Source organism: Pleomorphomonas koreensis DSM 23070, from assembly GCF_000425185.1.
In the GTDB taxonomy this organism is placed as follows: domain Bacteria; phylum Pseudomonadota; class Alphaproteobacteria; order Rhizobiales; family Pleomorphomonadaceae; genus Pleomorphomonas; species Pleomorphomonas koreensis.
Window position 1 is genome coordinate 354317 of sequence record NZ_AULH01000001.1, and the last position, 24845, is coordinate 379161.

Here is a 24845-nt window from a genome sequence, read left to right on the forward strand (position 1 = left end):
GCCCGGATTTCCGGGCGGCCGGGACAGTAGGGACGGCATCCGGAAAGGTCAAGGACGGTAGGCGGATTTCGGTCGATTCGGCCGGCGCGGGCCGAGAGGATGCTTGCGCTTTTGGTCCCGCCGTCCCAAATAGGGGCCCGTTGACTTTTGGCCGAGGATTCCATGCAGAAGCCGTTGTCCGCCCAGGAGGCGCTGATCTGGGTGATGGTCACCGTCGCCGTCGCCGACCGCAGCATGACCGAGCGCGAGCTGAACCAGTTCGAGCGGCTGATCGGCTTCCTGCCGGTATTCCAGGGCTTCGAGGGCTCGGTCGGCGAGATCGCCGACGCCTGCTCGTCGCATCTCCGCTCGGAGGACGGCATCGACCGCATCCTCAACCGCGTGGCGACGTCGCTGCCCGAACGGCTCTACGAGACGGCCTATGCGCTGGCCGTCGAGGTCGCCGCCTCCGACGTCGACGTCAAGCAGGAGGAACTGGTGTTCCTGCAGATGCTGGAAGACCGCTTCGCCCTCGACAAGCTGGCCGTCGCCGCCATCGAGCACTCGGCCCGCGTCCGCTACCGCAAGCTGGCCTAGGCGGCGGCAAGGCCGGGTAGCGTCGAATCCATCTTGACGGCGGCCGGCCGCGGCGGCATGACGCTGCGCCCGCTTCCCTCGAGTGTCGCCATCTTGCATCTGTCGCGGTTTTCCTCCGGAGACCTCCTCACCGACCGCCGCTACGAATACGGCCGCGCCTATGCCGAGGCCGGCGACAGCGCGGCGGCCGCCGATCTCTTTCTTCAGGCGCTCGACCGCGCCCCCGGCTGGCTGCCGGCGCTGGTCGGCGCCGCCGACGCGCTCGCCGCCGCCGGCCGGCCTGATGATGCCGAACCGCTGCTGCGTCAGGCGATGGCGCTCGACCGTGACGGTCTGTTCGGCACCGCGCTGCGTCTCGCCGCCATCGGCCGGGCGCCGGTGCCGCCCGCCCCGCCGGAAGCCTATGTGCGCGGCCTGTTCGACGATTATGCCGACCGCTTCGAAACCGCGCTGGTCGACGACCTCGGCTATCGCGCGCCCTGGCTGATCGCCGACCTCCTCGACAAGGCCCGCCCCGGCGCCGTCTTCGCCCATGGCCTCGACCTCGGTTGCGGCACCGGCCTGATGGCCGAGGCGCTGAAGGGCCGGGTGACGCACTTCGCCGGCTGCGACCTCTCGCCGGAGATGGTCGTCCGCGCCACGGCCGCGCGGCGCTACCAGACGGTCGCCGTTGCCGACGCGGCCACCTTCCTGTCGGAGCGCACGCAAATCCTTGACCTCGTCACCGCCGCCGACGTGCTTGTCTACGTCGGCGCGCTCGGTGATCTGTTTCGCCTTGTGGCCGCCCGTCTCGCACCGGGCGGCCTTTTTGCATTCAGCGTCGAGGAGGCCGCCGAAGGCAACCTCGTGCTGCGCGACAGCCTGCGCTACGCCCATGGCGAGCCTTATGTCCGCGGCGCCCTCACTGAGGCCGGTCTTGCCGTCATCGGCCTCGAACGCGCCACGCTGCGCCATGATCGCGGCGCGCCCATCCGGGGACTGGTGGTGGTCGCCGCGCCGGCGCCCTGACGGCCGGCGCGACAAATGTTCTTCACTTGTTCGCGGAAATCGGGCTTACTCGACCGGTGACCGAGACTCGCCCGCTGCCTCCCAAGTTTGAAGCCTGGTTCGCCTCGCGCGGTTGGCAGCCGCGCGCCCATCAGCTCGCGCTCATCGAACACGGCCTTGCCGGCCGCTCGGTGCTGCTGATCGCCCCGACCGGCGCCGGCAAGACGCTGGCCGGCTTCCTGCCGACGCTCGTCGATCTGGCCGCCCGTCCCAAGTGGAAGCCCGGCACTCGCCGGCGCGGCATCCACACGCTCTACGTCTCGCCGCTCAAGGCGCTGGCCGTCGACATCGAGCGCAATCTCGAAACGCCGGTGGCCGGCATCGGCCTCGACGTCGCCATCGAGACGCGCACCGGCGACACCTCCGCCTCGCGCCGCCAGCGGCAGAAGCTGATCCCGCCCGACATCCTCCTGACGACGCCCGAGCAACTTGCCCTGCTGCTGGCCGGCAGCGACGCCGAGACCTTCTTCGAGGACCTGAAGACGGTGATCCTCGACGAGTTGCACGCCCTGGTGACGAGCAAGCGTGGCGATCTCCTCGCCCTCGGCCTCGCCCGCCTCCGGGCGATCGCGCCTCAAATGCGTACTGTCGGCCTGTCGGCCACCGTCGCCGATCCCGACGAGTTACGCGCCTGGCTGGTGCCGCAGGCGCCGGACGCGCCGCCCGCCCTGTCGGAGATCGTCACCGTCGCCGGCGGCGCCAAGCCCGACATCCGCATCTTCGAGGCCGACGAGAGCATTCCCTGGGCCGGCCACTCGGCCCGCTACGCCTACGACGGGCTGCTGGCCGAGATCGGCCGCCACAGGATGACGCTGATCTTCGTCAACACCCGCAGCCAGGCCGAGATGATCTTCTCCGAGCTATGGCGTATCAACGAGGCGACGCTGCCGATCGCCCTCCATCACGGCTCGCTCGACGTCGGCCAGCGGCGCAAGGTCGAGGCAGCGATGGCCGATGGCCGCCTCCGCGCCGTCGTCGCCACCTCGACGCTCGACCTCGGCATCGACTGGGGCGACATCGACCTGGTCATCCACGTCGGCGCGCCCAAGGGGGCGAGCCGGCTGGCCCAGCGGGTCGGCCGCGCCAACCACCGCATGGACGAGCCGTCGAAAGCGCTGCTGGTGCCGGCCAACCGCTTCGAGGTGCTGGAATGCCAGGCGGCGCTCGACGCCAACTACGTCGGCGCTCAGGACACGCCGCCGATCCGCGACGGCGCCCTCGACGTGCTGGCCCAGCACGTGCTCGGCCGGGCGGTGGCCGGGCCATTCCGCGCCGATGACCTCTATGCCGAGGTGGTCTCGGCCTATCCCTATCGCCGCCTCGGCCGCCACCGCTTCGACCGGGTGGTCGACCTCGTCGCCACCGGCGGCTACGCGCTGCGCGCCTACGAGCGCTACGCCAAGATCAAGCTGACCGCCGACGGCACCTTCCGCCTCACCCACCCGCGCTTCGCGCAAGGCTACCGGCTCAACGTCGGCACCATCATCGAGAGCCCGATGCTGAAGGTGCGGCTCGGCGGCAAGGCGCGCGGCCATGGGCCGGTGATGGGCGGCCGGCTGCTCGGCGAGGTCGAGGAATATTTCTGCGAGCAGATGAAGGTTGGCGACACCTTCCTGTTCGCCGGCGAGGTGCTGCGCTTCGAGGGGCTGCGCGAGACCGAGGTGATCGTCTCGCGGACGAAATCGAGCGATCCGCGCATTCCCGTCTATGCCGGCGGCCGGTTCCCGCTGTCCACCTTTCTGGCGGCCAGCGTCCGGCGGCTGATCGCCGATCCCGAGAGCTGGGGCCGGCTGCCGGCGCCGGTGCGCGACTGGCTCGCCTTGCAGAAGGAGCATTCGCTGCTGCCGCGCCCCGACGGGCTGCTGATCGAGACCTTTCCGCACGAGGGACGCTTTTACCTGGTGCTCTACCCCTTCGAGGGCCGGCTCGCCCACCAGACGCTCGGCATGCTGCTCACCCGCCGGCTGGAGCGCTTCGGCCTGAGGCCGCTCGGCTTCGTCGCCACCGACTACGTCATCGGCGTCTGGTGCGCCGCCGACGTCGGAGCGGCGCTCTCGGCCGGCGATCCGACGCCGGCCCGGCTGATGGAGCCGGACATGCTCGGCGACGACCTCGAGGCGTGGATGGCCGAGAGCTATCTCCTGAAGCGGATGTTCAAGGCCTGCGCGATGATCGCCGGCCTCGTCGAGAAGAACGCCATCGGCAGCCAGAAGACCGGCCGGCAGGTCACCGTCTCCACCGACCTGATCTACGACGTGCTGCGCGAGCACCAGCCCGACCACATCCTCCTGGAAGCCGCCTGGGCCGACGCCTCGTCCGGCCTCCTGGATTTGAGGCGCCTTTCCGATATGCTGTCGCGAATCACCGGCCGCATCGTGCACCAGCGGCTTGGCCGCATCTCGCCGCTCGCCGTGCCGATCATGCTGGAGGTCGGCCGCGAGCGTATCGCCGGCGAGGCCGACGAGGATATCCTGCGCGCGGCGGCCGACGACATCATCCGGGAGGCCATGGCGTGACGGCGCTGAGGCAGGGAGACGACGACGTGCTGACGGCGGGCGGCCTGATCAATCTGAACGGCGCCGCCGTGCGCTTCGATCCGGCCGGCGTGCTGCACTGGCCGGAAGAGCGGCTGGTGGTGGTCGCCGACCTGCATCTCGAAAAGGGCTCGTCGCAGGGCAGCCGCGGCCGCTTCGTGCCGCCCTACGACACGCGGGCGACGCTGCGCGCGCTCGCCGCCGTCCTCGGCCGCCTGAGGCCGGAGCGGGTGATCGCGCTCGGCGACAGCTTCCACGACGGCGGCGCCGAGGGGCGCCTCGCGCCGGCCGATTTCGACAGCCTCGCGGCGCTGGTGGCCGGCGCCGACTGGACCTGGGTGGCCGGCAACCACGATCCGCTGCCGCCGGCCGGGCTCGGCGGCCGGCCGGTCGAGGAGATCGCCGTGGGATCGCTCACCTTCCGCCACGCGCCGCGCCCCGGCCGCGCCGCGGGCGAGGTGGCCGGCCACCTGCACCCGGCGGCCAAGGTGGGGCGCGTCCGCTCGGTCCGGCGGCGGGCCTTCGTCTCGGACGGCGGCCGCTGCATCCTGCCGGCCTTCGGCGCCTATACCGGCGGCCTCAACGTCATGGACGCCGCCTTCGCCGGCCTCTTCGAGCGGGCGCGCCTCATTGCCTGGATGCTGTCGGACAACCGCGTCTACCCGGTGCGGTCGGCGGAATTTATCCCGGATTAATCCCTGCGGAACGCCACGCCGGCCAGCCAGCCGGTGAAGCAGGCGACGATCACCGTGGCGAGGCCGTAGAGGGCCGGCTGCTGATGAGCGAGGTCGGTGATCGCCTGCTCGAAGCCGCCCTTCAGAATGGAAAAATCCTGCGTCGTCTTGGCCAGCAGCACGCCGCCCGAGAACAGGTAGACGGTGGCCGTGTACCAGCCGATCGGCACGTTGGCCGGCAGGGCGATCGGCGCCCGGAACAGGTGTGGCGACAGGAACTCGACGGCGCCCTCGTCGAGGTCGAACAGGTTCTCCTTCTGCATCAGCCGGAAGAAGGCGGCGTCGAAGTCGGTGCGCACCGGCGGCAGCGCGTCCGGCAGGCCGCGCGTCGGCAGCATGTCGAAGCCGAGGCCCTGCCGCGCCCGCACCGGGTTGCCGGCCACGTCGGCCATCGGCGCCGTGGTGGCGATGGCGAGGAAGGTCGGCACGCGCGGCAGCTGCCGCGCCTCGCGGTTGATCCAGATGCCGGCCACCCGCTCCTTGCGACGGGCGACCATGGTGCGCAGCGGACCGGTCAGCGTCACGACGATCTCGTAGGGCGCGGCGCGGGCGACGGTCTGCTCGTCGCGCTCGATGGTGCCGAAGACGACGACGCCGGAGCCGGTGAAGTTGGATTCGATGGAGACGCGCTCGGTGGACAGCGCCGTCACCAGCGTCTCGGCGCGGGCGGCGGTGGCGAGACAGGCCAAACCGGCGATGAGCAGGGCGCGGGCGATCATCTCATCCGCCTCCCATCCGGCTGACCGAATAGAGTTCGTCCGGCCGCACCACCAGGTCGACGGCGAACCTGAGGCCGACGGCGAGCACCAGGAGGCCGAGCAGGAGGCGCAGCGTCTCGCCGCGCAAGCTCTGGCCGACGCGCGCCCCGAACTGGGCGCCGACCACGCCGCCGACCATCAGCGTCAGGCCGAGGATGACGTCCACCGTCTGGTTGCTGGCCGACTGCATGAAGGTGGTGAAGGCCATGGTGCCGAGCGTCTGCATCAGCGTCGTGCCGATGACGATGGCGGTGGGCACGCGCAACAGGTAGATCAGCGCCGGCACCATGATGAAGCCGCCGCCGATGCCGAGCAGCGCGCCGAGGAAGCCGATGATCGCGCCGAGCCCGATCACCGGCAGCACGGAGATGTAGAGCCGCGAACGGTGGAAGCGCACCCGGAGCGGCAGGCCGGCCACCCAGCCGTGCTGGCCGGGCCGGCGCACCGGCAGCGGCGTGCCGCGCCGCTGGGCGAGCATCGCCCGCACCGCCTCGACGGCCATCAGCAGGCCGATGGTGCCGAGGAAGGCGACGTAGCAGAGGGCGATCACCACGTCGAGCTGGCCGAGGCCGCGCAACACCCCGTAGATCCAGACGCCGATCGACGAGCCGACGATGCCCGACAGCGTGAGATAGAGGCCGAGCTTCAGGTCGACCGTCTTCTTCCTGAGATAGGCGAGCACGCCCGACGCCGAGTTGGCGACGATCTGCGACGACACCGAGGCGACGGCGACGGCCGGCGACACGCCGGAGAAGATCAGCAGCGGCGTCAGGAGGAAGCCGCCGCCCACCCCGAACATGCCCGACAGGAAGCCGATCGCCGCGCCCATGCCGAGCAGCAGGAAGACGTTCATCGGCATTTCGGCGATCGGCAGGTAGAGATCCACGGCCCGTCATCCGTTCGGAGGCGTTTCAGGTCGCAGTATGCCCGGCAACCCCTTGAGAAAGTGCAACGGAATGGCCTTTCCCATGGCTTTCCGGCGAAAAAGCGGACCGCTGCCCGAGAAAAGCGACGGCCCCCGGAGCCGGAGCGCCGGAGGCCGCGGATTTTCCGTGCAACGGGGCCTCAGATGAGGCGCATGCCCAGCGCTTCGATCAGCGTCTTGTCGATTTCGCCGGTGGCCGGCAGGCCCTTGGAGGTCTGGAAGGCGGCGATGGCGTCGCGCGTCTTCTTGCCCATCTTGCCGTCGGCCGGACCGGCGTCGAAGCCGAGGCTGGACAGGATCGCCTGGGTACGGGCAACCAGCCGCGTGTCGTCGACCGAGGCGGTGTGCTCGGGCGCCGCCGCCCAGGCCGGATCGGCCGGCGGCACGTCCTCGGCCTTGGGGTCGAGGGGCTTGGCCACCCAGGTCTCGACGGCGAGACGGGCGCGGGCGAGGTCCTCCTTGGATAGCACCTGCGCGATGTCGTCGCGCTTCTTGGCGCTGTCGGTGTCGCCGGCCGAGGCGGCGAGGGCAAACCACTTGTAGGAGGTGGCGAGGTCGCGCGGCACGCCGAGGCCGCGGGCATAGAGAATGCCGAGGTTGAACTGGCTGTCGCGGATGCCACGCTCGGCGGCTTCCTGGAACCACTTGGCGGCCGCCGCATAGTCGGGCGAGCCGAGGCTGCCTTCAGCGTTGATCACCGCGAGATTGTGCATCGCCTTGGCGTTGCCGAGGTCGGCGGCCTTGGCATACCAGGCGGCGGCGGCCTTGGCGTCGCGCGGCGTGCCGGTGCCCTTCTCGTAGAGGCTGCCGATCCGGTACTGGGCCGGCGCAAGGCCGGCTTCGGCGGCGCGGCGATACCAGTCGAGGGCGGCGGCGAGATCCTGCGGCACGCCGCGGCCGTCGGCGAAGCGGGCGGCCACCTCGAAGGCGGCGAGCGCATCGCCGGCGGTCGCCGCGTCGCGCAGCGCCTTGGGGCCGATCGCCACCGGCAGTACCGGCGCGGCGCCGGTCGTCGGAGTCGCCGCCGGAGTCATCGACTGGGCGGCGGACGGCTCGACCGTCGTCACCGGTGTGGCCGGAGCGGCGGGGAGCGGCGCGAAGCCATCGGTCGGCAGGGCCGGCGGCGTCTGCGAGAAGCCGGCGGCCGGCTCCGTCGGCTGCGGGGCGGGCGTGATCTCCGGCGCCGCGGGCACGGCGGCCGGCGGCACCGCCTCGCTCACCGGTGCTTCGGCGGCGGGCGTTTCGGGAGCGGCGGCTTCGGCGGCCGGGGCCGGCGTCGCGGCCGGCGCCTCGGCCGGCTCGGACGTGACGGCAGCGGTCGGTTCGGCCTCGGGTGCCGACGAGCCGCCGAACATGTCGCTGGCGATCTTGGCGAGGCCGAGGACGATCAGCACCACGGCGGCGGCCGTCGCCGCCTTGCGCAGGTTGAAGCTGAACTTCGGCAGCGCGAAGCGGGGCTTGCCGGCGGCGGCCGGCGCCTTGCCGGCCTCGGGCGCGCCACTGCCGGCCGCCTGGGCGGCCCGCCGGGCGGCGGCGATGAAATCGGCCTTGGTCGGGGCGCGTGCCGGCTCGGCCGCGGCCGGACTGGCGGCGGCCGGCTGGTCGGCGGCCGGAGCCGCCTTGGCGGATTTCGGCAGGCGCGGCTTGCCCGATCCGGGCTCCAGCGGCCGGTTGACGTCGAAGCCGGGCGGCAGCGCCGGTTCGTCGTCGGCGATGCCGTCGTCCGGCCGACCGAGCGATGGCTCGACGCGCGGCGCCGGCGCCGACTTGCGGCCGAAGATGCGCGGCAGGTCGTCGACCTCGTCAGGCTCATCGGCGACGGCCGGTGGCATCCGCCGGGCAAGCGCCTCGCCGATCTCGTCCCAGTCGTCGCGGGCAGGACGGGCCGCGACGGACGGCGCATCGCCGACCTCGCGCTGGGCCAGCCGCTCCACCGTCTCGCCGATGGCCAGGAGCAGGCCACGGTCGCGTTCGGCCTCGGCCCGGAGGTCCTCGCCGAGCCGGTTGATGCCGGCGTCGAGGGCGGCGAGGCGGGCCGGCGCGTCGTCGCCATGCCGGCCGGCGACGGCGGCCACCCGGTCGGCGATGGCATCGACCGACAGCGTGCTCGACATGGTGGCGTCGAGCCGTTCCAGCGCGTCGGCCAGCGCGGCGATCTCGTTCGGACGGGTTTCGAGGCGGGCGGCGATGTCGGCCATCCGGCTTTCCAGCCGGTCGAAGGCGGCGGGAGCGATCGACGGCGCGTCCAGCCGCTCGATGCGCTCGACCAGCGTCCGCACGTCGGCGGCGAGGCCGGCGTCCGGCCGGCCGGCGGCGGCGAGTACGTCGTCGCGCAGCCGCTGGATGGCCGCTTCAAGGGCGGCGATGTCCTTGCCGGTGGCGAAGTCGATGTCGGCGACCGACCGCGTCAGCACGGCGATGCGGTCCTCGATCTCCGAGATACGGCCGCCGGCCTGGGGCTCGGCGAGCTTGGCCTCGATGCGGGAGAGGGCGGCGGCGAGGTCGGCCGGCAGGCCGGGCGCCGGCCGAAGCTGCGCTTCCAGCGAGCGGCCGAGTTCGGCGAAGCGCTCGTCGAGCGCCCTGACGGCGGCGTCGTCGAGCGTGATGTCCGGCCGGTCGAGCGTCAGGCGCAGGCCGTCGATCTCCTCGGCAAGGCGCGGCAGGCCCTCGGTCGAGCGGGCGATGCGCTCGATGGAGGCGGCCTGCCGTTCGAGTTCGTGGGCGAAGCGCGGCAACTGCTCGGAGCGCTGGGCGACCTGCGACAGCGTGGTGGCCTGCCGCTCGATGCTGTCCTGCCAGCGCGAGAAGTCGCCGACGTCGCGCTCGATGGCGCGGATGCTGCCGGCCACGTCGTCGAGTCGGCGTTCGATGGCGGCGATCACCTCGCGCTTGTCGAGCCCTGCCACGGCGGCGGCGAGATCGTTGAGGCTGCGGCCGAAATCACCCACCATCCGCTGGTCGCCGAACCCCTGGTCGAGCCGTTCGGCGAGGCGGTCGAGACGGTTGGCGATGCTGCCGACCTGATCGCCCGACGGCAGCGTGGCGATCAGCCGGCGGATCTCGGCAAGGCGCTGCACGAGGTCGCCGACGACACGCGGATTGTCGACGGAAAGGCGGATGTCGTCGAGCCGGGCGACCAGCGTATCGAAGGCGCTTTCCAGCGACCGGCCGGCGCTGGCCTCGACCAGCCGCTCGACCTCGGCCCTGAGGTCGGCCACTTCCAGGGCGAGGCTGTCGTTCGGCGCCGGCGGCCGCCGGCGCTCGGCGCTCATCTCCTGGCTGAGGGCGCGGACGCGGGCGCCGAGTTCGGCGACGTCGGCGCCGTCCTGCGGGCCGGCGCGGCGGCCGGCGTCACGCTTGCGGGTAATCTGCTCGATGGCCCGCTGCAGGTCGTCGGGCTCGGCGGCGCGCGGCGCCGGCCGGGCCGGCTGCCGCGTCTCGGCCGGCGACAGCGTGCGGATGCGTTCGCCGAGCCGGTCGAGCGAGGCGAGGATGCGGTCGACGGGATCGCCGGCACGCCGCTCGCCGCCCGGGCCATAGCCGTCGAAGCCGGCCGCCTCCCGCTCGTACTGGCTCGCTCCGCCCATTCCGCCGCCCAAACGAGACGTAGCCCGCGACGCCATGATCCATCTCCCCGTTCGCGGCGCTCTCCTCACGGTCATGGCCGTCGGGAGAAGACACCGGCAGGATGCATTCACTCATCTGGCAATTTGCAAAAACAGGGTAAACGCCCGGTTAACCAAACCAGCGGTTGGAACGGCTTTTTAAGCGCTCTGAACGGAACCTTACCGCGCCGCCCCGAAAGATGACGCTTTTTGCTGTCCCTTGACGTAAAGGGAAGGCTGTGCGCAGTCTCGGCAAAAGCCTTGCAGGGAAGGAACAGCGGTGCACGACAGCGACGAGCCGGCCGCCGAAACGCAGATCGGCGCGGTCATTGCCGACAAGCTTGAGGACGACGACGGCCTGCACCCGCGCGGGTCGATGTTCTCGATCGGCGACCTCGCCCGCGAGTTCGGCGTCACGCTGCGCACCCTGCGCTTCTACGAGGACAAGGGACTGGTCAGCCCGCGCCGCGAGGGGCAGAGCCGCCTCTACTCGCGCCGCGACCGCGCCCGGCTGAAGCTGGTGCTGATGGGCAAAAGGGTCGGCTTCTCGCTGACCGAGATCAAGGGCATGCTCGACCTCTACGACCTGCGCGACGGCCAGGTGGCCCAGCTCAAGGTGGCGCTCGACCGCTTCCACGAGCGGATCGCCATCCTGGAGCGGCAGAAGAAGGAGATCGAGCAGGCGCTGATGGAGCTGCGCCGCACCACGGCGGTGGTCGGCGGCCTTCTCAAGGAAAAGGAGGCCGGCACGCGCCGGCCGTGAGATCGCCAGGCTGCGGAGCTGCTTCCGGCGCCACGCGGCGCCGGGGCGGACCCGCAAGCCTTCGCCATGGCTGCGACAGGCTTGATGGAGTATTCTTCTCCCGCGAGACCCAACGGGAGATCCATCATGCGCGCGATCCTGGCCGTCGTCCTCGTCTCCGCCGCCGTCACCTCCGCTCTGGCCGAGGACAAGCCCGCCGAGGAGGGCTACAGCCTGCAGCCGGCCGTCGGCGACTATCTCAAGATCGATCGCCACACCGGCGACGTGTCGCTTTGCGCCGCCCGCGACGGCGTCTGGTCCTGCCAGCTCATCGCCGAAGACCGCAAGGCCTACGAGGAGCGCATCGCCGAGCTGGAGGCCGAGAACGACCGCCTCACCAGGCAGGTGGCCGAGCTAGAGGCGCGGACCGCCGGGCGGGCGCCGCTTCTCGACAAGGAGGACGAGCGGCGGCTGCAGGAGTTCCTCGACCTCGGCGACCGGATGTTCCGCCACTTCTTCGGGCTCGTCGAGGAGTTCCGCCAGAAGGAGGAGAAGCCGATCTGACGTCGACCGGCCGAAAATCCACAGCTTTGTCGGCGGGGAGGCGGACGACGGCGGCGCCGGGCATGGCGGCCGACCGGAGCGTGTTGCATGATTGCCTCCACGCGAAGCATTCGCGGGGAGATTGAGACATGTTCAAGGAATTCAGGGAATTCGCGCTGCGCGGCAACATGGTCGATCTGGCCATCGGCGTGATCATCGGCGGCGCCTTTGGCGGACTGGTCAACTCGATCGTCGCCGACCTGCTGATGCCGGTGATCGCCGTCATCACCGGCGGCATCGACTTCACCAACCTCTACGTCCAGCTCACCGGCGTGCCGGTGGTGAACGACCTCGATGACGCCCGCAAGGCCGGCGCGACGATCGCCTACGGCAACTTCGTGACGCTGGCCATCAACTTCCTGATCATCGCCTTCGTGCTGTTCCTGGTGGTGAAGGCGATGAACCGCATGAAGAACGCCGCCGAGCCGCCCGTCGAGGCGCCGCCGGAGGTGCCGGCCGACGTCGCGCTGCTCGCCGAGATCCGCGACCTGCTCCGGCAAAAGCAGGGCTGAGGCCGCGGCGGCCCTTCGGTCTTTGATTCGGTTTTGCGGGCCTGCTATGCCCGGATGGACGGCGATTCCCGCCGCCCTTCCGAGCAGGGTTCCGCCATGACGTCCGACGCCGCGCGCTTTCTCGATACCATCCGGCCCGCCGCCCGGAACGCGCCGCCGAGCGGCATCGTCGAGGTGCATCTCGAAGGACTGAGGCGGCCGGGCACCGCCAAGCTGTGGGTGGGCGAGGGCAGCCTGCCGACGCCGGCCGGCATCCGCGACGCGGCTATCCGCTCGCTGCTGTCGGGCGAGACCTTCTACACCCATCAGGCCGGCCTGCCGGAGTTGAGGGAAGCGCTCTGCCGCTATCACGACCGCCTCTACGGTCCGTTCCGCGGCCGGCCGGCCGATCCGGAGCGCTTCCTGGTCACCGGCTCGGGCATGCACGCCATCCAGATGGCGGCGACGCTGGTCGCCGGCCCCGGCGACGAGGCGATCGTGCCGACGCCGGCCTGGCCCAACGCGCCGGCCGCCGCGGCGCTGGGCGGCGCCGCGGTGCGCGAGGTGCCGATGCGCTTCGGGCCGGCCGGCTGGGATCTCGACCCCGACGACCTCCAGGCGGCGATCACCCCGCGGACGCGCGCCCTGTTCATCAACTCGCCCGGCAACCCGACCGGCTGGGTGGCCAGCCGCGACCGCCTCGCCGCCATTCTCGACATCGCCCGCCGGCATGGTCTCTGGATCGTCGCCGACGAGGTCTATGGCCGCTTCTGCTACCGGGACGGGCTTTCGGTGGCGCCGTCCTTCCACGAGGTGGCCGAGCCCGACGACCGGCTGATCTTCGTCAACACCTTCTCCAAGAACTGGGCGATGACCGGCTGGCGCATCGGCTGGATCGAGGTGCCGGCCGCCCTCAACGCCACCGTCCAGAACCTGGTGCAGTACACCAGCTCGGGCACGGCGGTGTTCATGCAGCGGGCGGCGATCGAGGCGCTCGACAACGGCGAGGACTTCCTCGCCTTCCAGCTCGACCGGGCGCGGCGGAACCGGGCGGCGGTGGTCGCCGCGCTGAAGGGGCTGGACGGCGTGACGCTGTCGCCGCCGGACGGCGCATTCTACCTGTTCTTCGCCATCGACGGCGAGGCCGACACCCGCCGCCTCTGCCTCGACATGGTGCGCGAGGCCGGCGTCGGCATCGCGCCGGGTACCGCCTTCGGCCGGGGCGGCGAGCGCTTCATGCGCCTCTGCTTCGCCGGCGATCCCGGCGAGATCGAGGTGGCGCTCGGCCGTCTCAAGGTCTGGCTGGCCGGCCGCCAGCCCGTCGCCGCAGGAGGTTCATGATTTTTTACGGACATTTGCATTTGAATTTGATCTGAGACAGTTCCATTTCCGGAGAAGTCGTGCATGTTACATCCGGACTTGCACTGAAGGGCTGTTCCTGATTTGACAGGACGCAGGGCGAGGTTGTGCTCCGGCCGGAACGAAAGGGCGAACGAGGCGGATATGGGAGAAGTCGAGGACCGCAAGACCGCGGTTTCGGAAGCCCGTTTCGAGAGTCTTCTGGACACCGCCGCCGATGGCATCATCGTCATCGACGAAGCCGGTCGCATGCTGGCCTTCAACAAGATCTGCGAAGCACTGTTCGGCTACACCTCCGAGGAGGCGATCGGCCAGAACGTGTCGCTGATCATGCCGCCGGAATTCGCCCGCTCCCACGACCGCTTCCTGGCCAACTACCACCGCACCGGCGAACGGCGGATCATCGGCATCGGCCGCGAAGTCTCCGGCATGCACCGCGACGGCACCGTCTTCCCGCTGGAACTGTCGGTGGGCGAGGCGACGACGGCCGAGGGGCGACAGTTCATCGGCGTGCTGCGCGATCTCCGCTCCCGCCGCGCCGTCGAGCAGCGCGTGTCGCAGCTCCAGGCGCAGGTGGTGCACATGACGCGCCTGTCGGCCATGGACGAGATGGGCGCCGCCATGGCGCACGAACTCAACCAGCCGCTCACCGCGCTGCTGCTCTATCTCCAGGCGGTGGCTCGCCAGATCAAGGCGTTCCACGCCGATGGCAAGCCGCCCAGCGACAAGATGCTCGCCGTGCTCGACAAGGCGGTGCAGGAGGCCGAGCGCGCCAGCCATATCGTCCAGCGCATGCGCCAGATGGTGGAGAAGCGCGATCCCGAGCGCGCCACCGTCGACCTGCGCGAGGTGGTCAACGAGGCGCTCGACCTCTCCGAATTCGTGGCGCAGGGGGCGACCGTCACCATCCGCCGGGTGTTCGGCATGACGCCGATCCACGTCGATGCCGACGCGACGCAGATCCAGCAGATCATCCTCAACCTCCTGCGCAACGCCCTCGAGGTGGCCAAGGAGAGCGAGGAGCGCTGGGTGAAGGTGTCGATCGGCTCCGACGAGCGCTCGGCCTTCGTGTCGGTCACCGACAGCGGCCCCGGCTTCTCCGAGGACGTCGGCAAGTCGCTGTTCAGGACCTTCAGCACGACCAAGAAATCCGGCATGGGACTGGGCTTGGCGATTTCCAGGGCGATCGCCCAGAATCACGGCGGCGACCTGATGGCCGATCCCGGCGGCAACGGCCAGGGCGCCACCTTCACCCTGATGTTGCCGATGCACCGGGCGGACGGCACGGAGGACGACATGCGGGAGTGAGGCGCGGCGGATACGCCGGGGGAGAGAGGGAGTTCGGCCGATCCGCGGGGGCGGCGGCTGGCGCGGCGGTGGGTTTCGCCGTATGAATACTTAGAAATGATGTTCGCGGCCGCCGTCGCGGGGAGCCCGTTCCGAGGAACGGGAAACCGGGAGGGCGGGAAAGCGGACGCAAGATCCATGGACTTGGCTAGCCGGGCGGGACCCTGGCGGTCTTCAGGGATCCTCAGATCGAGGAAGGGTGACATGGCTGAAACAGAAGGAAAGATCTTCGTTGTCGATGATGACGCTTCGGTGCGCGACGCGCTGTCGGTCATCTTCGAGATGGAAGGTTATGGTGTCAGGGTATTCGCCGACGGCGACCAGTTCCTGACCTCGCTCAAGACGGACAAGCCGGCCTGCGTGCTGCTCGACGTCCACATGCCCGGCAAGTCGGGTCTCGACATCCTCAGGTCGATCGACGTCGGCACCTTCCCGGCGCCGGTGTTCATCATCTCCGGCCAGGGCGATATCCCGATGGCGGTGAGTGCCATCAAGGCCGGCGCCACCGACTTCATCGAGAAGCCGTTCGACGCCGACACCGTGGTGACGCGGGTGCGCGAGGCGATCGCTTCCTACGGCCGCCACGTCAACGGCGGCGCGCCCGGCCTGACCTTCCCGGGCGCCGAGAACCTGACGCCGCGCGAGCGCGACGTGTTGCAGGAGATCACCGGCGGCGCCTCCAACAAGGAGGCCGGACGGCGGCTCGGCATCTCGCCGCGCACCATCGAGGTGCACCGCGCCCGCATCATGGAAAAGCTCGGCGCACGCAACGCGGCCGATCTCGTCCGCATCGTGCTGACTGCGCATACGGGAGATCACGGATAAACATTGGCAAAAGATCGAGGCACACTACTTTTTCCTGCGAATGGTTTGCGTCTCGCGGTTTAGAGTGTTGTGATGTATTTCATTGTCGAAGATGATGCTTCGGTCGCCGACGCGCTGGAATCCCTGCTCTCCGGAGCGGGATTGCCGGTGCGCGTTTTTGCAAGCGCCGAGGAACTCATTCATTCCGCCTCCCTGAAGCCCGAGGACACGATGATCGTCGACCTCGGTCTGCCGGGCATGAGCGGCAGCGAACTCGTTCGCCATCTCGAGAAAGCCGGCGCGACGCCCAGGGTGATCGCCATCTCCGGCAAGTCGTCGCGGACCATCGCCCGCGAGACCGAAGGCCTGTCCGACCTGAAGATCCTCCGCAAGCCGCCGGCCGCCGACTGGCTGGAGGCGATCACCGCCTGATCCCCGTCGGTCTGCCGGCGCCAGTGGTTGCCCGGCCCGCCGGGCTTTTTGTCATGGCTGACAGGCCGGCGCGCCCTGCCGAGGCCTTCGTGGCCGGATTGTCCATGCCTTCGGCCACCTTACGGTGATCTGCTCACCCTTGAATGCGTCGAGTGAGCGGCGACAACCTCCAGTCTCCTCGTGCTTTGCCGTTGGGCATCGCTGCCACGGCGACGGTCCTTTGGTCGTGCATGGCGGCGATTAAGTAACCAAACGAATTACCGCAGGGCGCTTTCGTCCATATTGTGCCAATATCGATAGTGGTACGGCCGAAGCGGACGGGCTTTGGCCGAGCCGGCAAGACGGATGGCCGTGGACGGATGGCCGGTCCGACCTTCCGGTGGCTCCGCTCCCGGTCGACCCGGGGCGCGTCGTCGAGCGCCTGTCATCGAGGAGGGATCGATGTTCGTTGAGAAGAGGACGTACGACGAGGCCCCGGCCGGCGGCGGCTTCGACGCCGAACGCCATCGCAGCCGCTATGCCGGCACCCGCTTGCGCGCGCCGGTCGACGACACCGCCTGGACGCTCTACCGCGCCTCGCCGCGCGCCCGGCTCGACCGCCACGAGGCGCATGCCGTGCTGTTCCGCGAGGACGATGCGGCGAGCCATCTCTACGAGGTGGTCAGCGGCCAGATCATGCTCTATCGCCTTCTGGGCGACGGCCGCCGGCAGGTGGTCGACATCCTCGGCGAGGGTGACCTCTGCGGCCATTCGCTGACCGGCCTCTACGACTGCACCGCCGAGGCACTGACGCTGGCCGAGGTGCGCGTGCTCGACCGCCGCGACATCGACCAGTCGACCGACCTGCTCGCCCACGTCAACCGTTGCCTCTTGATGCGCATCGAGGCGCTGCACAGCCACGCCGTGCTGCTCGGCCGCAAGTCGGCCACCGAGCGGGTGGCGAGCTTCCTGATGCGCTTCGTGCCCGGCCGCGGCGTCGTCGGCTGCGTCGGTCCCGAGCGGCACGGCGAGCGGCACAACGGCGCCGATACCGAGCTGGTGGTGCTGAAGATGACGCGGCAGGAGATCGCCGACTTCCTCGGCCTGACCATCGAGACGGTGAGCCGCGTGCTGTCCGACCTGAAAAGGCGCGGCATCATCGCCATCGAGCGCAACGACCGCATCCGGCTCGTCGACGTCTGCCGCGTCTGCAAAATGACCGGCATCCACTGAGGGACGGTACGGGCGCGCGGTTCGCGGCGTGAAGCCGATCCGCATGCCGGTGATCTGTGGCGGCGTCGCCCGTCACGGCTGGGCGCGGATTGAAATGCGGACTTCTTTCCGTGTCCGCAGCCCGCCCACACAGCTACACCGCGACTGAATGCCGGCCGCCCTTGCCGAGATAGGCGTCGAAAGAAGAGGCGACGAGCCGCGCCAGTTCCGCCGCGTGGCGGACGATGGCCAGCCGGCCGCCATCCAGCGTCACCCAGCCGGCCTGGACGAGCGGCGCGAGCTTGTCGAGGTCGGCGGCGAAGACTGAGGGGTCGGCGCCGTGGCGCGCCGCCGTGGCCGCCAGATCGACGTCGAAGAAGCACAGGATCTGCTCGATCACCTCGGCCCGCAGCCGGTCGTCGGCGGTGAGCGCCCGGCCGCGCTCGGTGGCGAGCTGGCCGGCGACGATGCGGGTCCGCCAGTTGCCGGTGTCGGTGACGTTCTGGGCGTAGCCGGCGGCCGTCTTGCCGATCGACGAGGCGCCGAAGCCGATCAGCGTGTCGGCCCGGTCGGTGGTGTAGCCCTGGAAGTTGCGGCGCAGCGTTCGCGCCTTGAGCGCCTCGGCCATGGCGTCGCCCGGCCGGGCGAAGTGGTCGATGCCGACCGGCGTGTAGCCGGCCGCCGCGATGGCGGTGTGGGCGGTGCGCTCCAGTTCCAGCCGGCCCTCGGTGCCCGGCAGCTTCGAGGCGTCGATCAGCTTCTGGTTGACGCGGAACCAGGGCACGTGCGCGTAGCCGAAGAGGGAAATGCGGTCGGGCTTCAGCGCCATCGCCGCATCCACGGTGCGGCGGATCGAGGAAACGCTCTGCTCCGGCAGGCCGTAGATCAGGTCGAAGCTCAGGGACAGGATGCCGGCTCCCCTCAGATGCTCGACGGCCTCGGCCACCGTCTCGGCCGGCTGGATGCGGCCGATTGCCGCCTGCACGACCGGATCGAAGTCCTGCACGCCAAGGCTGGCCCGGTTGACGCCGATGCTGGCGAGGAAGCGCGCCCGCGCTTCCCCGAGATGGCGGGGGTCGAGTTCGATGGCGTGCTCGGTGTCCGCGCCGATGTCGAACAGCCGGTGGAAGTCGCCGACGATCGCCTCGAAGGCGGCGGCGGACAACAGGTTGGGCGTGCCGCCGCCCCAGTGGATATGCGACACCGGCCGGCGGCCGAGGCGCGCCGCCACCATGGCGATCTCCTGTCGCAGCACCTCGACATAGGCTTCGATCGGCGCATAGCGCCGGCTCGCCTTGGTGGTGCAGCCGCAATAGTGGCAGATCGAATGGCAGAAGGGGATGTGGACGTAGAGCGAGATCGGGCCGTCGCCGGCCGCCGTGGCGTCGAGGAAGCCGGCATAGGCGTCGGCGCCGATCTCGGCGGAGAAATGCGGTGCCGTCGGATAGGACGTGTAGCGCGGCACGGTGGCGCGGATGAGGTCCTCAAGCGAAACGGCGGTGTCCAACTGGGTCATGCGGAATCCTTGGTGCCGGCGGCCGACCAGAGCATGGATCGACGTCAAGCGACAGCGGCGGCGGGCGAATCGGCAGACCGCCATCCGTCCGGCGCCCGCAATCTGCCCGCCGATCCATGCGGAGCGCAACGGTATCGGACGCCTCCTACAGCGCACATTAAAATTAGTCCATTTTGATATAGGCAAATTGTCTAGAACTGCTGTAAACCGCGTGCATTCCCGTATCGGCCTTGACCTCGATCAAGGCCACTATGCGTAGGCTCCACTAAGTTGTTTCCCGTGCTCCAGGCCCGACGGGCCGGAGCGGGAGGCGTCCGGAGCCGGGCGGCGGGTGAGGCGAGGGGCCCTCCCGCGAGGGGCGGGTGGTCTCCAACAGACACGGGGCGACGAACATGACGGCGTTGAGGGCCAAACCTCTGATGTCGCTCGAAGAGATCGGCTACACGGTCTTTCTCGGGCTGCTCTTTCTCTATTGCGTTCTGGCCGCCGGCAAGGCGGTCGATCCGGGCTTTGCCTTCCATGCCACCCTCGGCGCCATCGCGTCGGCGGCCGGCATCTTCCTGATCGTCCGGTCGTACATCGACCGCGACGGCCGCGTCGAGCCTGACGAGATCAACGGCAAGCCCAACTACAACCTCGGGCCGGTCAAGTTCGCCTCGATCGCCGCCATGTTCTGGGGCATCGCCGGCTTCTCGGTCGGCATCTGGATCGCCCTGGAGCTGGCCTTCCCGCTGCTGAACCTCGACCTGCCCTGGACCACCTTCGGCCGCATGCGGCCGCTGCACACCTCGGCGGTGATCTTCGCCTTCGGCGGCAACGTGCTCTTGGCGACCTCGTTCTACGTCGTGCAGCGGACCAGCCGGGCGCGCATGCCGGGCCTCGTCACGCCGTGGTTCGTCATCCTCGGCTACAACATGTTCATCGTCATCGCCGGCACCGGCTACCTGCTCGGCATCGGCCAGAGCAAGGAATACGCCGAGCCGGAGTGGTACGCCGACCTCTGGCTGACCATCGTCTGGGTGGCCTATCTGCTGATCTTCCTGGCGACGCTGTGGCGGCGCAAGGAGCCGCACATCTACGTGGCCAACTGGTTCTATCTTGCCTTCATCGTCACCATCGCCATGTTGCACATCGTCAACAACGCGGCGGTGCCGGTCAGCTTCTTCGGCTCCAAGTCCTACGTCGTCTGGGCGGGCGTGCAGGACGCCATGGTGCAGTGGTGGTACGGCCACAACGCGGTGGGCTTCTTCCTCACCGCCGGCTTCCTGGCCATCATGTACTATTTCGTGCCGAAGCGGGCCAACCGGCCGGTCTATTCCTACCGGCTGTCGATCATCCACTTCTGGGCGCTGATCTTCCTCTACATCTGGGCCGGCCCGCACCATCTCCACTACACGGCGCTGCCCGAATGGGCCTCGACGCTCGGCATGGTGTTCTCGGTGATGCTGTGGATGCCCTCCTGGGGCGGCATGATCAACGGCCTGATGACGCTGTCCGGCGCCTGGGACAAGCTCCGCACCGACCCGGTGCTACGCCTCCTGGTGGTGTCGGTCGCCTTCTACGGCATGTCGACCTTCGAGGGTCCGCTGATGTCGGTGAAGGCGGTCAACTCGCTCAGCCACTACACCGACTGGACCATCGGCCACGTGCATTCCGGCGCGCTCGGCTGGGTGGGCTACGTCTCCTTCGGCGCGCTCTACTGCATGGTGCCGTGGATCTGGGGCAAGCGGGACGTCTACTCGCTGAAGCTGGTCGACTGGCACTTCTGGATCTCGACGCTCGGCATCGTGCTCTACATCACCTCCATGTGGGTGTCGGGCATCATGCAGGGCCTGATGTGGCGCGCCTACACCGAGCTGGGCTTCCTGCAGTACTCGTTCGTCGAGACGGTCGAGGCCATGCACCCCTACTACGTCATCCGGGCGATGGGCGGCATTCTGTTCCTCATCGGCGCGCTGATCATGGCCTTCAACCTCTATATGACCATCCGCCATGGCGAGGCCGAGAAGCCTGCCGCCGACGTGGCGCTGGCTCCGGCCGAGTAAGGAGACGATTGATGAGTCTCATGCAGAAGCATGCGGTGTTCGAGCGGAACTCCATCGTTCTCCTCGTCGGCATCCTGATCGTTGTGGCGATCGGCGGCCTCGTCGAGATCGTGCCGCTGTTCTACCTCAAAAGCACCATCGAGACGGTGACGGGGATGCGTCCCTACTCGCCGCTGGAGCTGGCCGGCCGCAACATCTTCGTCCGCGAAGGCTGCTATCTCTGCCACAGCCAGATGATCCGGCCGATGCGCGACGAGATCGAGCGCTACGGCCACTTCTCGCTGGCCGCCGAGAGCCAGTACGACCATCCCTTCCAGTGGGGATCGAAGCGGACGGGTCCCGACCTCGCCCGCGTCGGCGGCAAGTATTCCGACGACTGGCACGTCGCCCACCTCACCGATCCGCGTTCGGTGGTGCCGGCCTCGGTCATGCCCGGCTATCCCTTCCTGAAGGAGGCGCCGCTCAAGGCCGACCGCATCGCCGAGGACATGAAGACGCTGCGGCTCGAAGGCGTGCCCTATACCGACGAGGACATCGCCAACGCCGAGGCCGACCTCAAGGCGCAGGTCAACCCGGACGGCACCGCCGACGAGCTGGTCGGCCGCTATCCCAAGGCGGTGGTGCGCGACTTCGACGGCAATCCCGCGAAGATCTCCGAGATGGATGCTCTCGTCGCCTATCTTCAGATGCTCGGCACGTTGGTCGATTTCTCGACCTACGACGACAAAGCCAACCTGCGTTGAGGGAGCCGGACATGGACTTCAGCTACGAACAGGTTGCCGTCTTCGCCCAGCAGAGCGGGCTCCTGTACTTCTTCCTGATCTTCGCCGCCATCTGCGTCTACGCGCTCTGGCCGAAGAACAAGGCGAAGTTCGATCACGCCGCGCAGATCCCGCTTGAGGAGGATTGAGCCATGGCTCATGAGGAAATCGACAAGGTCACCGGCGTGGCGACCACCGGCCACGAGTGGGACGGTATCAAGGAACTGAACAATCCGCTGCCGCGCTGGTGGCTGTGGGTGTTCTACGCGACGATCGTCTTCGCGGTCGGCTACGTCTTCGTCTATCCGGCGGTGCCGCTCGTCTCGGGCTACACCACGGGCCTCCTCGGCCATTCGCAGCGCGCCTCGGCGCTTGCCGATGCCGAGGCCGGCAAGGCGGCCCGCGCCGAGATCGGTCAGGGTCTCGCCGAGGCCAGCCTCGACCAGATCAAGGCCGATCCGAAGATGCTGGAGTTCGCCATGGCTCAGGGCAAGGCCGCCTTCGGCGACAACTGCGCCCCTTGCCATGGTTCCGGCGCCACCGGCTCCAGGGGCTATCCGAACCTGCAGGACGACGACTGGCTGTGGGGCGGCACGCTCGACGACATCCATACCACCATCACCGTCGGTATCCGCTCGACCAGCGAGGACACCCGCGTCAACGACATGCCGCGCTTCGGCGATGACGGCCTGCTCGATGCCAAGCAGATCCGCGACGTCGCCGGCTTCGTGCTGTCGCTGTCGGGCGGCAGCGTGCAGGGGGCGGATGTGGCGGCCGGCAAGGAGATCTTTGCCGAGAACTGCACCAGCTGCCATGGCGACGACGCCAAGGGCAGCCACGAGTTGGGCGCGCCCAACCTCACCGACCACATCTGGCTCTACGGCGGCGACGAGGCGTCGGTGATCAACACCATCACCCACGCTCACCGCGGCGTCATGCCGACCTGGGGCGGCAAGCTCGACCCGGTGACCATCAAGTCGCTGGCCGTCTATGTCCACGACCTGGGTGGCGGCACCTGAGCCTTCCGGCTTCACCCGCAAGGAGGGCGGCGGAGAGCGATCTTCGCCGCCCTCCTTGCGGCGGCCCCGGAACGAGCATGGCGGCCCTGACGAATTCGCGGTTTGTTCCGCAGCGCAATTTATGCTAATGTGCTAATAATAGTGGTGTTTACTGATGGGGCTGGGCTGCCGCGACGGGGAAGGCGGACCGCCAGGAGATGAAGGCAACATGCGGGTCGACGAGAACGTGACGGCCGGAGGCGACAGCTACTACGCTGCCGCCAGGAAGAATTACCCCGCCGCGGTCAGCGGTCGCCTCAGGACCATCAAGTGGTCGGTGCTGATCATCACGCTCGGCATCTACTATTTCCTGCCGTTCATCCGCTGGGATCGCGGCCCCGACGCGCCCGGGCAGGCGGTGCTGATCGACATGGCCGGCCGCAAGGCCTATTTCTTCGGCATCGAGATCTGGCCGCAGGAGGTCTACTACCTCACCGGCCTGCTGGTGCTGGCCTCCATCGCGCTGTTCCTGATGAACGCCGTGGCCGGCCGCATCTGGTGCGGCTATCTCTGCCCGCAGACGGTGTGGACCGACCTCTATTTCGCCGTCGAGCGCTGGATCGAGGGCGACCGCCGCGACCGCATCCTGATGGACCGGGCACCGATGAGCGCCGGCAAGTTGGCCCGCAAGGCGGTGAAGCACCTGATCTGGCTGCTGATCGCCGTCGGCACCGGCGGCGCCTGGGTGCTCTACTTCGGCGACGCGCCGACCATCATCAAAGACACCTTCACCGGCAATGCCGCGCCGATCGTCTACATCTGGATCGGCCTCCTGACCTTCACCACCTATTCGCTGGCCGGCTTCATGCGCGAGCAGGTCTGCCTCTACATGTGCCCCTGGCCGCGCATCCAGGCGGCGCTGACCGACGAATGGGCGCTCAACGTCACCTACCGCACCGACCGCGGCGAGCCGCGCATGTCGGTGAGGACCGGCCAGCGCGCCAAGGCGGCCGGCGCCGCGGTGGGCGACTGCATCGACTGCAAGGCCTGCGTCCAGGTCTGCCCGACCGGCGTCGACATCCGCGAGGGGCTCCAGCTCGGCTGCATCCAGTGCGGCCTGTGCATCGACGCCTGCGACACGGTGATGAAGAAGGTCGGCCGCGAGCCGGGGCTGATCGGCTACGACACCGACATGAACATCGCCCGCCGCGCCGAGGGCAAGCCGCCGATCTACCGCATCGTCCGGCCGCGCACCGTGCTCTACGCGGCGCTGATCGTCATCATCGGCGCCGTCATGGCCTATGCGCTGGCCAACCGTGCCTTCCAGGGCGTCAGCGTGCTGCACGACCGCAACCCGCTCTACGTCGGCCTGTCGGACGGCGGCGTCCGCAACGGCTACACCGTGCGGCTGATCAACAAGCGGCAGGAGGCGCGGCACTTCGCGCTCACCGTTTCCGGGCTGCCGGCCGGCTTTGCCATCGAGGCGCAGGGCGTGCCCTCGGCCGCCGGCAAGCCGGTGGTCGACGTGCCGGCCGACACCACGCGCGAAGTGCGCGTGCTGGTGATGGTGCCGGGGGGCGCGGCGCTGCCGGCCTCGACGCCGATCGAGTTCTACATCGTCGACACCGACAACGGCGAGAAGGCCTCCGCCTCCGACTTCTTCCGGGCGCCACCGCCGAACTGAGTGGCCGCTGGCGGAGTTGCCGCGGGTCCGCTAAAAGTCGATGCCGGAATACAGGAATGAAGGAGACGCCAGCATGACCGCCACCACCGAGGAGGCCCGCGGCCGCCGCCTGACCGGGCGGGGCGTGTTGCTCTGGCTGTTCGCCTTCTTCGGCGTCACCTTTGCGGTGAACGGCGCCTTCATCTACTTCGCCCTGTCGACCTTCCCCGGCGTCGAGGTGGCGTCGAGCTACAAGGCCGGCCAGGAATTCGAAGGCGAAGTTCTGGCCGGTCGGGCGCAGGCCGAGCGGGCCTGGACGGTGGACGCCGCCGTCCGGCCGGTTGGCGACGACGCCTCGATCGAGATCCGCTTTCGCGACAAGGCCGGCGCCGACCTGCACGGTCTCGACGTGCGCGTCCAGCTGATCCATGCCGTCGATCCCGACCACGACCATGCGGCCAGCCTGCCGGAAGTGGCGAGCGGCACCTACCGCACGGTCCTTCCGAACGTCAAGGCGGGCATGTGGAGCCTGACCATCGAAGCCTACAAGGGCAGCGAGCGGATGTTCATGAGCCGCAATCAGCTGCGCCTCGTACGCTGACCGACAGGGGGCGCCGTTGAACATCGCGGTCGATGCCGGCGATCTCGGGGACGGACCGGCGCCGGCCGGCCGGCCGGTCGGGCATGACTGGGACGCCTACACGGTGGCCGATC

Annotated in this window: 22 protein-coding genes; 18 read left to right on the plus strand and 4 right to left on the minus strand. The window is 69.2% G+C overall.

All coding sequences use genetic code 11. The features are described 5' to 3' along the window. The first annotated feature begins 162 nt into the window (after window positions 1-162). From H512_RS0101530 to pdeM, 4 genes are read left to right on the plus strand one after another with little or no spacing between them, the layout of a single operon-like run. Window positions 163-576 carry a tellurite resistance TerB family protein gene (locus H512_RS0101530; RefSeq protein ID WP_036789425.1) on the plus strand — a complete coding sequence of 138 codons (414 nt, stop codon included), beginning with the start codon at window positions 163-165 and terminating at the stop codon, window positions 574-576. Between the two features lie 57 nt (window positions 577-633). Next, on the plus strand, window positions 634-1584 hold the full coding sequence (locus tag H512_RS0101535) for a class I SAM-dependent DNA methyltransferase (RefSeq protein ID WP_169507112.1): 951 nt from the start codon (window positions 634-636) through the stop codon (window positions 1582-1584). A 38-nt stretch (window positions 1585-1622) separates the two neighbouring features. Continuing rightward, window positions 1623-4139 carry a ligase-associated DNA damage response DEXH box helicase gene (locus H512_RS0101540; protein WP_036789613.1) on the plus strand — a complete coding sequence of 839 codons (2517 nt, stop codon included), beginning with the start codon at window positions 1623-1625 and terminating at the stop codon, window positions 4137-4139. Further along, a complete protein-coding gene (gene pdeM, locus H512_RS0101545) occupies window positions 4136-4852 on the plus strand; it encodes a ligase-associated DNA damage response endonuclease PdeM (RefSeq protein ID WP_245585328.1) in 717 nt (238 codons plus the stop codon). The genes H512_RS0101540 and pdeM overlap by 4 nt, the downstream gene beginning before the upstream one ends. On the opposite strand, the gene H512_RS0101550 is transcribed toward pdeM, so the two are convergent. From H512_RS0101550 to H512_RS0101560, 3 genes are all read right to left on the minus strand, one after another. Next, entirely contained in the window at window positions 4849-5610 is a 762-nt protein-coding gene (locus H512_RS0101550) for a TIGR02186 family protein (protein WP_026782029.1), read from the minus strand. The genes pdeM and H512_RS0101550 overlap by 4 nt on opposite strands. 1 nt (window position 5611) lies before the next feature. Then, entirely contained in the window at window positions 5612-6535 is a 924-nt protein-coding gene (locus H512_RS0101555; RefSeq protein WP_026782030.1) for a sulfite exporter TauE/SafE family protein, read from the minus strand. Window positions 6536-6714: 179 nt separating this feature from the next. Next, complete coding sequence (locus H512_RS0101560) at window positions 6715-10161, minus strand: peptidoglycan-binding protein (protein ID WP_026782031.1); 3447 nt, start codon at window positions 10159-10161, stop codon at window positions 6715-6717. Window positions 10162-10555: 394 nt separating this feature from the next. On the opposite strand from H512_RS0101560, the gene H512_RS0101565 reads away from it, so the two are divergent. From H512_RS0101565 to H512_RS0101600, 8 genes are all read left to right on the plus strand, one after another. Beyond that, window positions 10556-10942: a MerR family transcriptional regulator gene (locus H512_RS0101565; protein ID WP_084798253.1), complete on the plus strand. Its 387-nt coding sequence runs from the start codon at window positions 10556-10558 to the stop codon at window positions 10940-10942. 126 nt (window positions 10943-11068) lie between these two features. Beyond that, window positions 11069-11485 (plus strand): hypothetical protein, encoded by a 417-nt coding sequence (locus H512_RS25530; RefSeq protein ID WP_053239465.1) that lies wholly within the window; start codon window positions 11069-11071, stop codon window positions 11483-11485. 128 nt (window positions 11486-11613) lie between these two features. Continuing rightward, window positions 11614-12036 carry a large conductance mechanosensitive channel protein MscL gene (mscL, locus tag H512_RS0101575; RefSeq protein ID WP_026782033.1) on the plus strand — a complete coding sequence of 141 codons (423 nt, stop codon included), beginning with the start codon at window positions 11614-11616 and terminating at the stop codon, window positions 12034-12036. A gap of 96 nt (window positions 12037-12132) precedes the next feature. Continuing rightward, a complete protein-coding gene (locus H512_RS0101580; protein WP_026782034.1) occupies window positions 12133-13356 on the plus strand; it encodes a pyridoxal phosphate-dependent aminotransferase in 1224 nt (407 codons plus the stop codon). Between the two features lie 162 nt (window positions 13357-13518). Then, window positions 13519-14682 carry a two-component system sensor histidine kinase NtrB gene (locus H512_RS22130; protein ID WP_036789427.1) on the plus strand — a complete coding sequence of 388 codons (1164 nt, stop codon included), beginning with the start codon at window positions 13519-13521 and terminating at the stop codon, window positions 14680-14682. 243 nt (window positions 14683-14925) lie between these two features. Next, complete coding sequence (locus tag H512_RS0101590) at window positions 14926-15546, plus strand: response regulator transcription factor (protein ID WP_026782035.1); 621 nt, start codon at window positions 14926-14928, stop codon at window positions 15544-15546. Window positions 15547-15618: 72 nt separating this feature from the next. Beyond that, a complete protein-coding gene (locus H512_RS0101595; RefSeq protein WP_053239466.1) occupies window positions 15619-15957 on the plus strand; it encodes a response regulator in 339 nt (112 codons plus the stop codon). A 441-nt stretch (window positions 15958-16398) separates the two neighbouring features. Further along, window positions 16399-17169, plus strand: coding sequence for a Crp/Fnr family transcriptional regulator (locus H512_RS0101600; protein WP_084798243.1), 771 nt, complete (start codon window positions 16399-16401; stop codon window positions 17167-17169). A 133-nt stretch (window positions 17170-17302) separates the two neighbouring features. On the opposite strand, the gene hemN is transcribed toward H512_RS0101600, so the two are convergent. After that, complete coding sequence (hemN, locus tag H512_RS0101605) at window positions 17303-18664, minus strand: oxygen-independent coproporphyrinogen III oxidase (RefSeq protein WP_053239467.1); 1362 nt, start codon at window positions 18662-18664, stop codon at window positions 17303-17305. A 419-nt stretch (window positions 18665-19083) separates the two neighbouring features. Between hemN and ccoN the strand changes: the two genes are divergently transcribed. From ccoN to H512_RS0101635, 6 genes are all read left to right on the plus strand, one after another. Beyond that, window positions 19084-20709, plus strand: coding sequence for a cytochrome-c oxidase, cbb3-type subunit I (gene ccoN, locus H512_RS0101610; protein WP_026782039.1), 1626 nt, complete (start codon window positions 19084-19086; stop codon window positions 20707-20709). Between the two features lie 11 nt (window positions 20710-20720). Further along, a complete protein-coding gene (ccoO, locus tag H512_RS0101615; RefSeq protein WP_026782040.1) occupies window positions 20721-21452 on the plus strand; it encodes a cytochrome-c oxidase, cbb3-type subunit II in 732 nt (243 codons plus the stop codon). Window positions 21453-21463: 11 nt separating this feature from the next. After that, on the plus strand, window positions 21464-21619 hold the full coding sequence (locus H512_RS0101620) for a CcoQ/FixQ family Cbb3-type cytochrome c oxidase assembly chaperone (RefSeq protein WP_026782041.1): 156 nt from the start codon (window positions 21464-21466) through the stop codon (window positions 21617-21619). A 3-nt stretch (window positions 21620-21622) separates the two neighbouring features. Further along, complete coding sequence (gene ccoP / locus H512_RS0101625; RefSeq protein ID WP_026782042.1) at window positions 21623-22489, plus strand: cytochrome-c oxidase, cbb3-type subunit III; 867 nt, start codon at window positions 21623-21625, stop codon at window positions 22487-22489. A 208-nt stretch (window positions 22490-22697) separates the two neighbouring features. Continuing rightward, the gene (gene ccoG, locus H512_RS0101630; RefSeq protein WP_053239468.1) at window positions 22698-24152 is read left to right on the plus strand and encodes a cytochrome c oxidase accessory protein CcoG; all 1455 of its coding nucleotides are present in this window, start codon (window positions 22698-22700) and stop codon (window positions 24150-24152) included. Window positions 24153-24225: 73 nt separating this feature from the next. Continuing rightward, window positions 24226-24732, plus strand: coding sequence for a FixH family protein (locus H512_RS0101635; RefSeq protein ID WP_026782044.1), 507 nt, complete (start codon window positions 24226-24228; stop codon window positions 24730-24732). Window positions 24733-24845: the final 113 nt, after the last annotated feature.